We start from the raw sequence: 14,952 nt of genomic DNA on the forward strand, positions 1-14,952 counted from the left end.
CGAAACAAACAGAATATTCTCATCAGAATAATTTTTAAGTTGTTCTTCAGGTTAAGAAAATCGGACAGGTTTAAACCCGATTTATATATCGACAAGGGATACGATTTCTCTGGATATGGATTCGACGCTAAAGTTCTTGATATTCCAGGGCACTCAAAGGGTTCAATAGGCATCCTGACAGGCAGCGGCGACCTGTTTTGCGGGGATCTGCTGGCCAATGTGGGCAAACCAGAGATCTGGTCCATTATCGATGACCCAGTTGCAGCGCACGCCAGTGTCGAAAAACTGAAACGTTTACAAATCAACTCAGTGTACCCCGGGCACGGCCAGCCATTCCCGATGGAGCTGTTCATGAAAACTCACTAGCTAGTTACTAACCCGAACATATTCGTGAAATGAATGCGCTAGCTAGCTATAAAACCCTCGCGCGCGCATGGTTATAGTTGGTTAGGTTAAATCGGGTTTGACTGGCTAAGTGTGGGTTCGGGGTTCAATTCCAACCCGACCAACCAAAAAAAACACTGACAACGCAATGGATTCAAGGTTAAACTACCAATACAGCATCCTGCCATGTTGCTACACCCATTGGCTATGCGCGCATGCGAAAAGGAAGGACTATTGTTCTTCCGAAAAAGAAAATAACGCGTCTCAACAATTGAAAAGCTACGGGGTCAGGAAAAAACGATGCGGGGTTGCCCTAGCCTGGTAGGGGGCAGGCCTGCTAAGCCTGTGGTCCATCGGGCCGCGCGGGTTCAAATCCCGCACCCCGCGCCATCCTGTCACATAAAACATCATTTTTTGCTTGGGAACAGTCGTCTCCTTAGCCTTTCTTTTCCCTTGTCTCTCCGATAGAGATTTGAATTAATGGCGCATGCAGTATCGCAATATGTGTGCACCGAAGTCAATGACATAGTTGCAACATGTCTGTAACTGCGCATATCAGCGTTTTTTGCCAATGTATTCAGCAGTTAGAAGAGCGCTTCCAAGCTGTACTCTAACCAAACTCCTTATGGGTACGACCTCGTAGGAAAGTTGCTTCTCAAGCTCTTTATTCCATTTTACGACACGCTGCAAAACTGCTTTTTCAATTTTCTTGTTATTCGTGCTTTTCACGCAGCGATAGAGCATCCCTAAAGACAAAAGATCGTAAAAGCGGCTAATCACATATGAATCAAACTTTTCGGCAACGGTTGCTTTCCGTTTTAGTTTTGGATCGGTCTTAGCCCAATGTTTCCAAGCTGCTATGGTATCTGGAAAACGTTTCAGAGAATCTTCAATCGCATCTATAAATGGTTTCTTATCCTCATGGCTACTAAGACTTGCTTTCACTTCTGAATACTTTTTCTTGATGAAATTGTAGCGTTCCTCTGCAAGCTTTATGCTATGTAGAACTGCCTCTTTTCTTATCACGTCTGATTCAGAAGTATCCTCAATTCTCGAATCGTAATAATATGGCATTTCACACACTAAGGTAAAGCTTCCAGCGACTCTTCGAGCATAATCGTCGCTACTTGTACCATAGTTAATGATCTCTGCCGGATCTTTTTTTGTGTGTTTCTTCAAGAACTCGTATGTTTCGACTGATGTTGGCATTCTGAATATTGCTTCTGCGAGTTTCTTCACGTAGGGTGTTTCTGGTTCGCCTAGATGTAAGGGCAGCTTTTCTTTCTTAGCCAGATTCTGGAACTTTGGATAGAGTGGCTTACAGCGTGATGAAACATAGAAGTAGACTCCGCCGAAGCCAGAGTTGTGAAGGCTATACATAAACTGGGGCTTCACATCTTCCATAACCCTCATCAAGGCTCTTGTTTCTGGAATCGGCGTGTCCCATAGAAGGGTTTTGTACTTGATCGGGAAGGTCCACTCAATTTGCTGATACCCTGGAGGGCGATAGTAATTCAAAGCATAATTAAACGGAGTGAAGGGGCCTTTGAACCATCCCTCATTCAGCCTTGCTCCATCTGGATCTATACATTTAACTATATACCATGTAAAGTCAAGTTTGTCCAAGGCGCGATCTTCAACTAGTCTCCACGAAAGATATTCAAGCGCCACGCTTCCAATAGGCTCATTTGGGTGAGGAAAACCGAATAGCAACGCTGTCTTTTTTCCTTTGCCGATTCTTAATGCCTTTATCATCTCTCCCTTTCGTGACTTGCCAATCTCGAAAATCTTTACTTTTGACGGATGTTTTTGAGCTAGTTTTTCAGAGCTTGCGTTCAATTCATCTATCGTGTAAAAGGCTTTGTAGTCAGGGATCTCTTCTACAACATTATCAAACATATAATTTCGCCGAATGCAGAATACTAACCAATAACATAAAGAATTTGCGCACCCTTCTCAAAAGGATAACTAGCAATCACATAGGAGAAGTTTATAACTCTCTAAGCAGGTAAGAATTTAGAAGTTTATAAGATCTTAACCTAATCTATAATCTCAGAAACTTAGATGCTCACGTGGCTTGTATGAAAGTTTTGTTTGTATGTTCGGGAAATGCTTATCGAAGCCCTGTAGCAGAGGCACTGTTGAAGAAGCTTAAACCAGAGGTAGACGTGGACTCTGCAGGGATAGATCCGGCAATCCCAATATCTGAAGCCGCGAAAAAATACTTGGCAAGAGAAAACGCTCAAAAATATCTAAAGCATGCTCCAGAGGGTTTAAATGAGAAAGAACTTGGCAGCTATGACCTTATAGTGGCTATGAAACCTAAACACAACGAAGCCATCTTAAGAAAATGCCCACAATGTGCAGGCAAAATTGTTGTGTGGAACATCGACGATCCATACTTCTTGCCCCACGGATACGCTGAGAAGATATTCATGCAGATAAAAGATAAAGTTGTAGAGTTGGCTAATTCGCTATGAAAAATACCGCGAAAACTACACAACATGCGTCTCACACATCATGCGTATATAAAAACGATAAGTTAAAATAGTTTAGAAAATAACTGGACAGTAAGGTGAAAAAGAAATGTCTTGTTGTGGATCCAAGAAAGCAAAACCCAAACCTGACGATCCATGTGATTGCGGAAGCGGAAAGAAGTATAAAGACTGCTGCGGAGAATAAACACACAAAACCAGCCTAGAAGCACAGTCCACCTTTTTCTTTACAGACACACATTTTGTAAAAAAAAGAAAACAGCAATTATAATTACAACGATCAAAGAATAAAGAGTAAGGTGACCTATTCGTGAAGGCAGTTCTCGTCATCGCAGATGGAATGGCAGACGTCCCCCTCAAAGAATTAAACGCCAAGACCCCGCTGGAAGCAGCCAAAAAACCACACCTCAACCGCATAGCAAAATCAGGCATATGCGGCATGATAGACGTAATAGCGCCAGGCATTCCGCCAGGAAGCGACACAGCCCATCTTGCGTTGCTGGGCTACGACATAATGGAAGTATACACTGGAAGAGGAGCACTTGAAGCAATCGGTTCAGGAATAGACATTCTCCCCAACGACTTGGCGTTTCGATGCAACTTCGCCACTATTGACAAAGATTTCAAAGTGCTGGACAGAAGGGCAGGGAGAATAGGGAACGAGGATGCAGCTAAGTTGGCAGTTGCTGTTGAGGAGTCGCTTCAAGCTGACCCACCCGAAGTAGGAGGCGCACTGTTCAAAAGCACCGTTCAACATCGAGCGATACTTCGCCTAAGCGGACCAAACCTGTCCACCATGGTTTCTGATACAGATCCGCATGAAACAGGAGCCAAGGTTTTAAATGCTCGCCCACTTGATGGAAGCAGAGAAGCAAAAAACACTGCCGATGTTCTGAATAAGCTCACACAACAATTCCACGAAGTGTTGAAAAATCACCCAGTAAACGAGGAAAGAGATAAGAAAGGTTTGCTGCCTGCTAACTTTATTCTTTGCAGAGGCGTTGGACAATTACCCGAAATTGACCCCATTCCTCTTCTCTACGGAATTCGTCCAGCAGCAATCGCGGCTGTGCCTCTTGTAAGAGGTGTTTGCAAAACTGCTGGAATGCGTTTAATTTCGGTTCCAGGCGCTATGGGAACGTACGAAACAGATGTCATTGCAAAGGCAAAAGCTGCAGTGCAAGCTTTACAATCCTACGATTTTGTGCTTGTTCACGTAAAGGCTACTGATCTGGCAAGCCACGATGGAAAGCCTCAGAAGAAAATAGAGATGATTGAAAAGGTAGACGCCTTAGTTGCCCACTTCATAAGTCATGTGGATCTGGATGAGTCGTTTATCGCCGTGACTGCAGATCACACGACTTCGTCGATAAAGAAGGAGCACAGCGGTGAGCCAGTGCCTGTTGCGATTATGGGGCCAAGTGTCCGTACGGATGATGTTAAAGAGTTCGGAGAAAGAACATGTGCAAAAGGGGGGCTTGGTCGAATTAGGGGGAGAGACTTGATGTTTATACTTATGAACTTGCTGGGGAAGGCTGAGAAGGCGGGCGCCTGATTTTCATCTGATCTGTAATAGTCTCCATTCGCGGTAGTCTGTGGCTACTCTTATGTATCCCCTGAGCATCCTGTCTACTTCTGCATCGCCCGTGTCAACTCTCAAAACGCCTTCTTCAATGCTTCTAATCTTGCTTCTAGTTGCCAACACGAGAATTTTGTCTTTCCCAACAAGTCTGATGATTTTCTGGCTGATTTGCAGATTGCCTCGCCCGAACAAGATTCCTTGTCGTCCAATTGGAGAAACAATAATCCACGTGTTCTGCCAATCGTCTATTTCTTTCAACAACTTCTCTTCGTTAACGTCTTTTGTCATTCCGTCTTTGCGGTATATGTCAACTCCTAGGAGAGTTTTTTCCACACCTAACAAGTCCGCTACGCATTTTACGGTGGTACCGGGGCCGAGGATGTAGGCAGCGTTGTGGTTCATCTCTTCTATTATAAAGCGGGCAACAGCCACCTGGTTTTCATGTTCATCTAAGGTCTCTGGAGACACTTGTTTACTTCCTTGAATGCGCATTGGCAGGAAAGGACCTTTTAAAAAGCCATAGAGTCGTATGTTGAATTGGTCGTTTCGGATGGCGGTTTCGTCTGCGTCTATTATTTCGAAGTCGTCTAGTTGAGTTTCTTGTTTGATGAAGGCTTCAACGATGTAGGCTGCGTCTATTGGGTTGATGGCGAATATTCCGCTGTACATTTTTACGCCGGATGGAACGCCTAGAACTGGTGTGGAGTTTGAACTTTGCAGTGTGTCTAGAATGTCCCTTGCTGTGCCGTCGCCACCTACGAATAGAATAAGGTCGATTTTGCGTTTTGTCATTAGTTTTACTGCTTTTTTTGTGTCTTCTGCGGTTGTTTTTGTTGTTATTTCCATTGATAAAATGTCGGCGTCTAAATTTGCCAAGCAGGTTTCTTCTTCGCCCATTGTGGCTGGGCATGTTATTAGTTGGATTCTTTGGTTTAGTCCTAGCTCTTTTAGTTTTTTTAGAAATTCTGTTCCTCTTTCAGGGGCAACTGGTTTTGCTCCCATGTTAACGGCTTTTTTGAAGACACTATCTGTTCCTTTTAGTCCGACTTTTCCTCCCATGCCCGCAATTGGGTTAACGAGAAAACCTATTCTCATAATACAACCATTTATCAACACCCTAATATAATCATACACATCACGTGGTCTGTGGTTCGAGCTTGTTCTTCTAGGGACCCCATAAAATCTGGCGCTTCATGGTGTGAAGCAAAAGTCTGCTGAATTCAATGGTTGAAACTTCAGTTTTTTGTTTGGCTGCGCGCATCTTCCTATACAGTATTGGAGAAGATATAAGGCGACCGATTGAATAATCACAAACTTGCACGCGAGGTGAAAGGTTTGATTATGGTTCAGTGGTCATGTGAGATTCCTCCTGAAAAGCTGGAGGACTTCGTGAAATTTGCTAAAGAGAAGCTAAAACCTTTTCATGAATCCCATGGCTGCAAACGGGTTGAGTTATTCATGCCCATGGAAGTGCAGAAGAAGTATTTCCCATATCAGACTATCCATAAGAGAAATAGATACATAGAACAGTTGATCTTCGACGATCTGAAAGCCTTTGAGGATTTTCTTGACGCAGTAAAGAAGGATCCTCAGGCAGAAGAGATTATAGGAAGGTACGGAAGGGAGTTCAATGTCTCCTCTTGCAGCTTCACTGTTTTAGCACAAACTGTATGAGCATTCTCGTTAAGCTTCGTTTTTGACTTCCACTAAATAGAATAGGTTTTCGTCAGGATCAGCAAATAAGGCAGCATACCCACCCCAGTATTGCTTCTTAGGTGGCTCGATGAATTTCACACTTCTGTCACTCAGTCTTTTGTATTCTGCGTCAAGATCTTCGACGGCAAAGTAGATGTTGGGTGCACCTTCCTTTCGTCCCTTTTTCTTGCGCTTTCTATTTTTCAGATTGGCTTTTTTTCCCCTATGAGAGACTCTATAGTGGAAATAATGAGTGTCGTGTTGTGACTTTGAGATTCTGGGTTTCAGTCTGGTGGCAGGCAACTGTGACAGTCTGGATAATTTTGTGGTATGCCTTTTGTTTTCTATGTGTGCTACTTCATGAGCCACCATGTACCTGAGTATATTCTCTGGTAGGGCTATGGCATCAAGCTGCAGAATTATCCTGTTACCTTTGAGTTTGGCAATTCTCCCTTTCTTGTTGTCAATTCTTTTTGCAATCTCAAAGCCTAAGTTTCCTAGAAGGTCAATTTTTCCTTCTTTTTTGTAGAATAAATTTTACTACCACCCATAGAAAATAGAGTGCCAGCAAGAGAGCAACCCATTCAAACATTTCTCTTGCATATACCCAAACAACTACCAGTGCAAAAATGATTGTTGCTAAGTTGACTAGAATTGTCGTCGAATATTTCATGGGTTAATACCTTTTCTGAAGATAGTTAAAACTCTTCTTGACAGTTTACAAGACAAAAAACCCACTAATCTACACTCAGCAAGCTAACTTTAAATCCGATGCGCGCGCTTTCATGTCGTATTTTATATACGATAAGAGCAAAGTGTCATTTTGGGAAAAATCTTGCCAGTTCGCAATTTGTGGTCTCTGCAACCTGCAAATGCATTGTAGCTGAAGAACTGTCAAGTGAGGGTTTTGACGTGTATTTCCCTTTGCATGACGTAGGCGTCGACTTGCTTGTTTTTAAAGGAAAAGAACATGCCAGAATTCAAGTTAAAGCATCACGTTACTATATCGGACATAAATGGAAAAGTGGAAGCCTAGCTCACGATTTGTATAGGGACAAGCTACTGAGATCAGTTATAGAGAGGCTGTAATGACATAGAGGCAAGAGACAAGCGATATAGGTTCATCAAGACTGTAGAGAACAGAGAAATTATCTGCAAAGCGCGCGCATTACGCTGCTGTCGCTAATTTCTCCTTTAAGGTTTCCTTATAAAGGTCTTCATATTTGGGCACAATTTTGTCAGGTGTATACTTCTCAAGAACCTTTCGCATAGCGTTATTTCCTAATTTCTTCTGCAAGTCTGAGTCTGTTAAAATCTTTAGAGAGTATTGAGCAAGCATTTCTACATCTCCCACTTCAGTCAGATAACCATCGACACCATGAGAGATCAACTCTTTTAATCCTCCAACATTGGTGGCAATTACAGGAACTTCACAACTCATAGCTTCCAATGCAGCAAGTCCGAAACTTTCATCCTCTGATGGTAAGAGGAATAAATCACATTTGCCAATGATCTCCTGGACGTTCTTCACGTTTCCAAAGAATTTTATGTTCTCTGATATCCCAAGGTTTCTCACCATTTCTTGGGCCTTAGGCCGTTCAGGCCCATCTCCAATGAGGAACAACTTGCATTCGACTTCTTGCAAGATTTCTTTAAAGGCCTTAATAATATCAGGTATTCGTTTTATTGGTCTGAAGTTTGATGAATGACATACAATCTTTTCTTTTCGATCTGTCTTCAATCTCTTGAACTTTTGAGGATCGACAAAATTTGGTATCATTTTAATTTCCCTTGTGATATCAAATTCAGCCACTGTGCGTTCTTTCAAGTATTCAGAAACTGCGGTCAATGCATCGCTATTTTGCATACTAAACTGTGTTACCTCTTTGTAAGAGGGATGACTTCCAACCAAGTAAGAGTCGGTACCGTGAAGTGTAGTTACCACCTTCACAGAGTCATTACAAATTTTTTTAGCTAAATAAGCAGATGTGGCATTTGGAACGGCATAATGAGCATGAACTATATCTAGACTGCAGGATTTTATGACCTCTGAGAGTTTTGAGATTAATGCCAGAGAATAACAACATGGAACACGCTCGAAAAGTGGGTATGAGAGAAGCTCCACCTTATGAAAGGAGAAATCTGTCTTCTCCTCCAATCGAACAGGCTTGTCATAGCTGACCAAATGTAACTCATGCTTCTCTGCCAGCAGGTGCGCCAGTTCGGTAGCAATGATTCCGCTTCCGCCATATGTTGGAAAACATGCAATGCCTATTCTCATTTCGAGAAGACCACCGGATCATCGATCATTAAAGGAGTATTGCAGAAGAATGGTTCGCCATATTTGACACCTACTCTTGAACCATAGATTTGGTCTCTTAATTCTGTTGATTTAAGCAAGCCTTCCATTCCTAACATTAATCCTATCTGAGATTTGTAGGCTTTAATGGCCTCTAATTTCTTTCCATGACTCTGCGTAACATCGACGATAAACGATGGAACAAACGATTTATGTAACATGTAATAAGTAACCATTTTAACTTGGTGCACTTCGTTATCTGTTCGCACTCTTGATAGTTTGGCAAAGAAGACTGCTTTATCAACAAGCTTCCTGCTCGCTGCGTGGTCTGGATGATGATCATCCCCATATGGTGCTATCAGAAGTGAGGGGATATATTGCCTAATCACACCTGCTAATTTTTTAGCCTCATCAAAACCAGAGCTTACTCTACAATCTCCGAAATCCATGTTTTCACGAATCTGTACACCAAGTAAATCAGCTGCTTTAGTTGCCTCTTGCATCCTGATGTCGGCTGTTCCTTCAGTTCCCAACTCTCCCTTAGTAAGGTCCACTATACCAATGCGATATCCCTTGCTACCCATCTTTGCGATGAGACCGCCACAACAAAGCTCTACATCATCAGGATGAGGGCTAATGGCAAGGATGTCTAACATTTAATCACCCTATGTTCACCATAATCGGCTTCAATAAAGTTTTCGTAAACATCTGTCAAAAATTTTTTTCCGAATTTTATGATGTACTCCAAGACATTTATCTGCCTTTCTTGGAGGTGGCTATTAGGAAAGAGATTGTTATATGCTTTTGTAATCTGTCGTCTGACAACCAGATTATGCTCTTACGCTTCGAAGCGATCTTGTCTTCCAAGACTTCTATTGTCTTAAGTATTTTACCTTTTGTGAGTGCGCAAGGTTCAATGAGAGCCTTGTCAATAGACTCAGCTTGTCGAATCACTTCAGACATGTTCCTCGAAACTTCGCTCTTAAAGGAATCAAAGACATCCCCCATCTTCTTCCTAGCTAATTCTTTCAATAGTTTCGCCGGGTTCCAAAGTTCATAAATTTCTACATTATATTTTTCAAGAACTTTGGAAACCTTTTTCTCGACTATTGTAGCCCCAAATCTCGGAAATATAACCGGTGCCTCTAGGGAGAAAAAGTTGTATAGTCCTTTCAATTGGGCTTGATAAGCTATCTCGTTTGGTCCAGCCACATATGCGAACGTGGGAAAGAGGAAATCCTGAGTTATAGGTCTTGTGAAAGCATTCGCACTAAATCTGGAGGGATTGCCATCTAATAGATCAAGTAGTTCTTTCTGTGAAAAAGTTTCATTGGCAGCCTGGAATTTGCCATTGTATGTGACTCGCAGTCGCTTTCCATCTTCGTTCAAGAGAAAGAAATTGCATATGTTGGATTTCTTGTGGATTCTAGGAGAATAACCAAGCTTCTCAAGCTCTAAACCTGCTCTGTTCAAGATCTGAGTGCATTCAGTTGGGCTTCTAATTAACCTGTTAAAAACAGGAATCATCAAATCTCTAAAGTGTTGCGGCTCCATCATGACAAGTCCTAATTCTCCAAAAAGCCAAATCATAAACCTGGAGAAGAAATCTCCTATAGTGGATGAATTTTCTATGATTTCTTTGCTCTTTCTCAGTAAAGGCGCTTTAAACTCGGAGTCTGGAGATACATCCTCTATGACAGTTAACATCTTATTCAATTCGAATTTGTCAAGACTCATATGTGAAAGAGCTACGTCCTTTGCTGCACAGTCATAATGAATTTTGTATGGCTCATTTTCCATGAACATGTTAATGTGATTAACCTCAGAAAAGTCATGATCCTCAGATGCATTCCAGAAAATGGGAACGAGCGAATATTTCTTGGTAGACAATCTTTCACAAATGACAATGGTAGAAATTGCTTTGTATACTGTGTACAATGGACCTGAGAACAAGCCGGGCTGTTGACCTGTTATCACAGCATAAGTCTCTGCTTGTGAAAGAGATTCTATATTTTGAGTCACTCGGTTGGGCGCGTTTATTTTCTTGTTGTAATCCAGCAACTTGTCTACAAGTCTCTGACGGTCTACGTTGCATTTTCGAACGGTTGGCTCTCTGAAATGTTTTGGGAACACGTGCTTTAGATTATTTGCATAATTGATGTAGTCGATGGTTATCCTCTCTGAAGTTACGAATTCATAAGGCAAGACACTAGATTTCACTTTAGATCCCCTTTTGCTTTTGAGATTTGTCACCAAAGTTATTTTAACCTATACCCAATTGCGTATTTGTCCATTGTGTTTCCTTGCTGCTGTGTTTTCTGTTAATGTGTGTGCGTTAATAGAAAACATTTTTGTTGGCACCAATTCTAATGGGGTACTACTCCTTCAACAAGCATTTATATTCGTAAGACACAACTCATACCAGTTACGTATGAGCTGGTTTCAATGTCTGAGAAAGTTGCATTAATAAAAAGGTTCGTAGAAATAGCCTTCGAGAGATTTGACTCGGCGATGAAGGACCTCTCTGAAAAGGAGATTGATTGGCGACCTCTAAAAGAGACTAACTCCATAAGGTGGATACTTACCCATCTCTCCCAACAATGGAATGTAGGAATACACAAAATCCTAAAGGGTGACCCAGAGTATAAGCCAAAAGACTGGTCTGAAGACTACATTGACAACAGATCATATTCTTTAAGCAAAATAATGAGTGACATAGAAAAGGGAAGAAAAAATTTGATAAATAGTCTCGAAGAGCTGACTCTGGCAGAACTCGAAGTCGAAATACCCCTCTGGGGAGGAAAAAGGAAACGACAATATGGTCTCTTGGCTTATGTCTCTGAGATTTTCCACCATGTTGGGCAAATTGCTTATATCAGAGGTGCCATCAAACGGCGAAAGCAGACAGATGACCACTTCCTAACCTAAGCTGTATCATCATACTCTCTTTATTTTTCTAGTTTCAATAATGTCGCAGCGTTTTTATAAAAAATCTTCTCAATGCTTTCCTTATCGAGCCCTATTGTTCGGCAAGCTTTTAGCTGCTCCATAAGATATGGGGTACTGAAACCTCTTGGAAAATAGCTTGAGTCGCTTCCAAAGATCAAACGATCTGGACCAACAGTCTCGATAGCCTTCCTAAAAAGCCCTTTTAAGTCCATTTCGAATGGCATCCAATGCATCCAACGGTTTGACCCCGAAGTATCTATGTATACATTGGGACATGACCAACAAAGTAGAAGAAGCTCTCTGAGGTACCCCGCGCCAAAATGGGGAATGACGAACGGAATTCTCGGAAACATCTTTGCAACCTCCCATAGTGTAAGCGGGTTCATATTCCTTAAATCAAGGGATGGCCCTCCACCTCCACCAAGGACACCGAAATGAATTATCACAGGAACTTCAAGTTTCTCCACAGTTTCCCAAACGGGGTAAACTGACTTATCATCTATAGATTTCATCTGCGAGGATGCTATCATTTTGTATCCCTTTAATCCAAGCTTTTTAATTGCCCTCTCAAGCTCTGAATACGAATCCTCCGAGAATATACTATGGTGGGCAAACCCTGAAAATTTGTCGGGGTATAACCTCACGATTTTAGATAAATTATCGTTTCCCCCACCTGTCACAAAATTTACCCTTTCCACACCTTTGCTAGCCAAATCCGTAGCCCACCTAGCTGCTTGCTCCTCATCTGAAAGTGTCCCAGATTCAGGAGGCGCAAAGCCCCAAAGTTTCCTCATTTTTTCCTTATCTTGCATTGACTGCTCTACAAGTAACTGAGCCTTCTCCATTCCATATCTCTCAGCTAACTTTTTTCTCCATGAGGCAACCCAATTCACCCATTTTGTAGTCGGAAAATGAGCATGGAAGTCGATTATTTTCAATCCGTTAGAGGTCATATAATTTCCTCTTTTCTTTAAGATATTATCATTTTAGAAGAATATTTAGGTTATTTTATTTCATGGTGATTGCACGCGCGAAAACAATTCATACTCAGCACAGGCTTTGTTTTTCTCCAGTTTTTGTCTTGTGTATAAGGTTGAACAAGTTCGTTTAGATAAGTTTTTTAGCTTAAGAACTAAATGGATTATTTCTCTCAAATTATGCTTCAAAAGTGGAGAGTTTGAGAATATGTATGCAGTTGTTAAGACGAAACGGGCGCCGGGTGCAGAAACCACCACTGTTAGTATTCCGAAAATTGAAAGGAACGAGGTTCTTGTAAAGGTTAAGACAGCTTCGATATGTGGTACTGACGTGCATATTTGGAACTGGAACAAGTGGGCGCAGGAACGGATAAAGAAAGTTCCATTTATTTTTGGACATGAGCTTTGTGGTGAGGTAGTGGAAGTGGGGGTAGATGTATCTAGCGTAAAGAGCGGAGATTTTGTTTCTGCTGAGACGCATATAGTGGATGGCACTTGTTATCAGTGTCGAACTGATCGTATGCACGTTTGTCGACATGTGCAAATATTGGGCGTTGACAGGGATGGCGTTTTTGCGGAGTACGTTGCTTTACCCGAGAGGAATGCGTGGAAGAACGACCCGAAGCTTGACTCTGGAGTTGCGTCCGTCCAAGAGCCATTGGGGAATGCTGTTCAAACGGCTTTGCCGAAGGATAATGTTGAAGATATTGTGGGAAAGAACGTGGCTGTTTTGGGTTGTGGTCCTATTGGGTTGATGGCTGTTGCTGTGTTGAAGGCGTTGGGTGCGGCGAAGATCTTTGCTACTGCAGGCGGTTTGAACAGGGTGCGTATGGATTTGGCGACAAAGATGGGTGCAGACTTGGTTCTTAGTGCAAGGGAGGAGGGGGAGAATATTTCTCAGATAATACTTGACGAAACCGATGGAAAGGGCGTTGATGTTGTTTTAGAAATGTCGGGTGCTCCGAGTGCTTTGCGGCAGGCTTTTGAGATTTTGACGCCTGGTGGGAGAGTTTCTTTATTGGGGCTTTTTGATTCTTCCGTTATGTTTGATTTTAATAATACTATGATTTTCAAGGCAGCGACGGTTTATGGTATTTCTGGGAGGCGGATGTTTCAGACTTGGTATCAGGTTAAGGGGTTGCTTTCGGATTCGGTGTTTCGGAGTAAGATTGCTTCTATTATTACGCATAAGCTTTCTATGGAGGATGTGGAGGAGGGTGTTGAGTTGATTAATTCGAAAAAGGCTGCGAAGGTTGTTTTGGAGCCCAAATGGTAGAGCGGTAAAAGTTAAGAGAATGCTAATCGAATATGGAAAGCAGAAAAGATAGTTTATTGAGGTGAAACGTGTGCAAACAAAACGTCACCCAACAAAATACATGGGTGAAGAATACCGTCGACTCGTAAACGAAAGCCTAAACTGGGAACTCAAAGAACTCCAAACAGCCAGCGAACCCGCATGCACCATAGATGGCAAACAAGTCATCATGCTCTGCGCCAACAACTACCTCAACCTAGCCACACACCCCAAAGTCGTAAACGCCATGCTAGAAGCAACAAAAAAATACGGAGCAGGCGCCGGCAGCGACCGCTCCATCGCAGGCAACATGACATTACATGAAGAGCTAGACCGCCGCCTAGCCAAATTCAAAAACGCCCCCGCCTCCTTAACATATCAAACAGGCTTCATGGCAAACGAAGGACTAATACCACAACTGTGCGGCAGAGGCGACCTCTTCGTCTCCGACGAACTCAACCACGGCTCCATAATAGACGGCGTACGCCTAACCCACGCAGACCGAGCAATCTTCAAACACAAAGACATTGAAGACTTAGCCCGCGTCATGGACGAAACAGAAAAACACCAGCCACCATATAGGCACATATGGATTCTCACTGACGGCGTCTTCAGCATGGATGGCGACCTCGCCCCACTATCAGAAATTGCAAAAATTGCCGAAGAATACGGCGCAGGCGTTTATGTAGACGACGCCCACGGCGAAGGCGTGCTAGGCGAAGGCGGACGCGGAATCGTCAGCCACTTCCACTTAAATCGAAACCAAGTGCACGTTGAAATGGGAACGTTTTCCAAAGCCTTCGGCGTCATAGGAGGACACATAACTGGCTGTGAAGACTTGAGAAACTTTGCCTACAACAAATCGAGAAGCTGGCTTCTCAGCGGAGGAGTCCCCCCAGGCGTGGCCGGCGCATGCACCGCAGCAATTGATGTCCTTGAAACCGAGCCTGAACACGTAAGGAAGGTGTGGGAAAACCGCAACTACTTCCTCAAAGCAATGCAAGACCTGGGCTTCGAAACAGGAAACAGCGAAACCCCGATAGTGCCTGTGATGTGTGGAGAAAGTAAAACGGCAAAGGAGCTTGCAAACTTCATCTGGAAAAAAGGCATATTTGCATTGCCAATTGTCTATCCAATGGTTGTACGTGACAAGGCGAGAATTCGAGTTCAACTGTGCACCAAACACACCAGAGAACATTTAGACAAGGCTATTCAAGCGTTTGAGGAAGGAGGAAAGAAGCTAGGGCTAATCTAAGCAACATGAAACAAAGGGCAAA

General features: G+C 42.7%; 16 protein-coding genes and 1 tRNA gene. 10 read left to right on the plus strand and 7 right to left on the minus strand.

Going from position 1 to position 14,952, the window contains the following annotated elements:
• Positions 1-366: MBL fold metallo-hydrolase (locus OEX01_00005; GenBank protein MDH5447380.1), on the plus strand; the 366-nt coding region annotated here is incomplete at its 5' end.
• Between the two features lie 320 nt (positions 367-686).
• Positions 687-774 (plus strand) — tRNA-Ser (locus OEX01_00010).
• Between the two features lie 165 nt (positions 775-939).
• On the opposite strand, the gene OEX01_00015 is transcribed toward OEX01_00010, so the two are convergent.
• Positions 940-2,283 carry a M14 family zinc carboxypeptidase gene (locus OEX01_00015; protein MDH5447381.1) on the minus strand — a complete coding sequence of 448 codons (1,344 nt, stop codon included), beginning with the start codon at positions 2,281-2,283 and terminating at the stop codon, positions 940-942.
• A gap of 182 nt (positions 2,284-2,465) precedes the next feature.
• Between OEX01_00015 and OEX01_00020 the strand changes: the two genes are divergently transcribed.
• The 3 genes from OEX01_00020 to OEX01_00030 all read left to right on the plus strand — a co-directional run bounded on the left by OEX01_00020 (position 2,466) and on the right by OEX01_00030 (position 4,434).
• Positions 2,466-2,864 (plus strand): hypothetical protein, encoded by a 399-nt coding sequence (locus OEX01_00020; protein ID MDH5447382.1) that lies wholly within the window; start codon positions 2,466-2,468, stop codon positions 2,862-2,864.
• Positions 2,865-2,970: 106 nt separating this feature from the next.
• Positions 2,971-3,066 carry an SEC-C metal-binding domain-containing protein gene (locus OEX01_00025; protein MDH5447383.1) on the plus strand — a complete coding sequence of 32 codons (96 nt, stop codon included), beginning with the start codon at positions 2,971-2,973 and terminating at the stop codon, positions 3,064-3,066.
• 123 nt (positions 3,067-3,189) lie between these two features.
• Positions 3,190-4,434: a 2,3-bisphosphoglycerate-independent phosphoglycerate mutase gene (locus tag OEX01_00030; protein MDH5447384.1), complete on the plus strand. Its 1,245-nt coding sequence runs from the start codon at positions 3,190-3,192 to the stop codon at positions 4,432-4,434.
• A gap of 3 nt (positions 4,435-4,437) precedes the next feature.
• Here OEX01_00030 and OEX01_00035 read toward each other — a convergent pair whose 3' ends face one another.
• Positions 4,438-5,556 (minus strand): ATP-NAD kinase family protein, encoded by a 1,119-nt coding sequence (locus OEX01_00035; GenBank protein ID MDH5447385.1) that lies wholly within the window; start codon positions 5,554-5,556, stop codon positions 4,438-4,440.
• 204 nt (positions 5,557-5,760) lie between these two features.
• On the opposite strand from OEX01_00035, the gene OEX01_00040 reads away from it, so the two are divergent.
• The gene (locus OEX01_00040; protein MDH5447386.1) at positions 5,761-6,135 is read left to right on the plus strand and encodes a hypothetical protein; all 375 of its coding nucleotides are present in this window, start codon (positions 5,761-5,763) and stop codon (positions 6,133-6,135) included.
• A 9-nt stretch (positions 6,136-6,144) separates the two neighbouring features.
• Here OEX01_00040 and OEX01_00045 read toward each other — a convergent pair whose 3' ends face one another.
• On the minus strand, positions 6,145-6,636 hold the full coding sequence (locus OEX01_00045; protein ID MDH5447387.1) for a VOC family protein: 492 nt from the start codon (positions 6,634-6,636) through the stop codon (positions 6,145-6,147).
• A 372-nt stretch (positions 6,637-7,008) separates the two neighbouring features.
• Here OEX01_00045 and OEX01_00050 point away from each other — a divergent pair, with 372 nt between their 5' ends.
• The gene (locus OEX01_00050) at positions 7,009-7,245 is read left to right on the plus strand and encodes a hypothetical protein (protein MDH5447388.1); all 237 of its coding nucleotides are present in this window, start codon (positions 7,009-7,011) and stop codon (positions 7,243-7,245) included.
• Between the two features lie 79 nt (positions 7,246-7,324).
• On the opposite strand, the gene bshA is transcribed toward OEX01_00050, so the two are convergent.
• The 3 genes from bshA to bshC form a co-directional block, all read right to left on the minus strand.
• Positions 7,325-8,437: an N-acetyl-alpha-D-glucosaminyl L-malate synthase BshA gene (gene bshA / locus OEX01_00055; GenBank protein ID MDH5447389.1), complete on the minus strand. Its 1,113-nt coding sequence runs from the start codon at positions 8,435-8,437 to the stop codon at positions 7,325-7,327.
• Positions 8,434-9,111 (minus strand): bacillithiol biosynthesis deacetylase BshB1, encoded by a 678-nt coding sequence (bshB1, locus tag OEX01_00060; protein MDH5447390.1) that lies wholly within the window; start codon positions 9,109-9,111, stop codon positions 8,434-8,436. The genes bshA and bshB1 overlap by 4 nt, the downstream gene beginning before the upstream one ends.
• Positions 9,112-9,208: 97 nt before the next feature.
• Entirely contained in the window at positions 9,209-10,675 is a 1,467-nt protein-coding gene (gene bshC / locus OEX01_00065; GenBank protein MDH5447391.1) for a bacillithiol biosynthesis cysteine-adding enzyme BshC, read from the minus strand.
• Between the two features lie 225 nt (positions 10,676-10,900).
• On the opposite strand from bshC, the gene OEX01_00070 reads away from it, so the two are divergent.
• The gene (locus OEX01_00070; protein MDH5447392.1) at positions 10,901-11,383 is read left to right on the plus strand and encodes a DinB family protein; all 483 of its coding nucleotides are present in this window, start codon (positions 10,901-10,903) and stop codon (positions 11,381-11,383) included.
• Positions 11,384-11,403: 20 nt separating this feature from the next.
• Here OEX01_00070 and OEX01_00075 read toward each other — a convergent pair whose 3' ends face one another.
• Complete coding sequence (locus OEX01_00075) at positions 11,404-12,357, minus strand: amidohydrolase family protein (protein ID MDH5447393.1); 954 nt, start codon at positions 12,355-12,357, stop codon at positions 11,404-11,406.
• Positions 12,358-12,589: 232 nt separating this feature from the next.
• On the opposite strand from OEX01_00075, the gene tdh reads away from it, so the two are divergent.
• Both tdh and OEX01_00085 read left to right on the plus strand, forming a co-directional pair.
• A complete protein-coding gene (gene tdh, locus OEX01_00080; protein MDH5447394.1) occupies positions 12,590-13,657 on the plus strand; it encodes an L-threonine 3-dehydrogenase in 1,068 nt (355 codons plus the stop codon).
• 70 nt (positions 13,658-13,727) lie between these two features.
• Positions 13,728-14,930: an aminotransferase class I/II-fold pyridoxal phosphate-dependent enzyme gene (locus OEX01_00085; GenBank protein MDH5447395.1), complete on the plus strand. Its 1,203-nt coding sequence runs from the start codon at positions 13,728-13,730 to the stop codon at positions 14,928-14,930.
• Positions 14,931-14,952 lie beyond the last annotated feature (22 nt).

Source organism: Candidatus Bathyarchaeota archaeon, from assembly GCA_029882535.1.
GTDB lineage: Archaea > Thermoproteota > Bathyarchaeia > Bathyarchaeales > SOJC01 > JAOUKM01.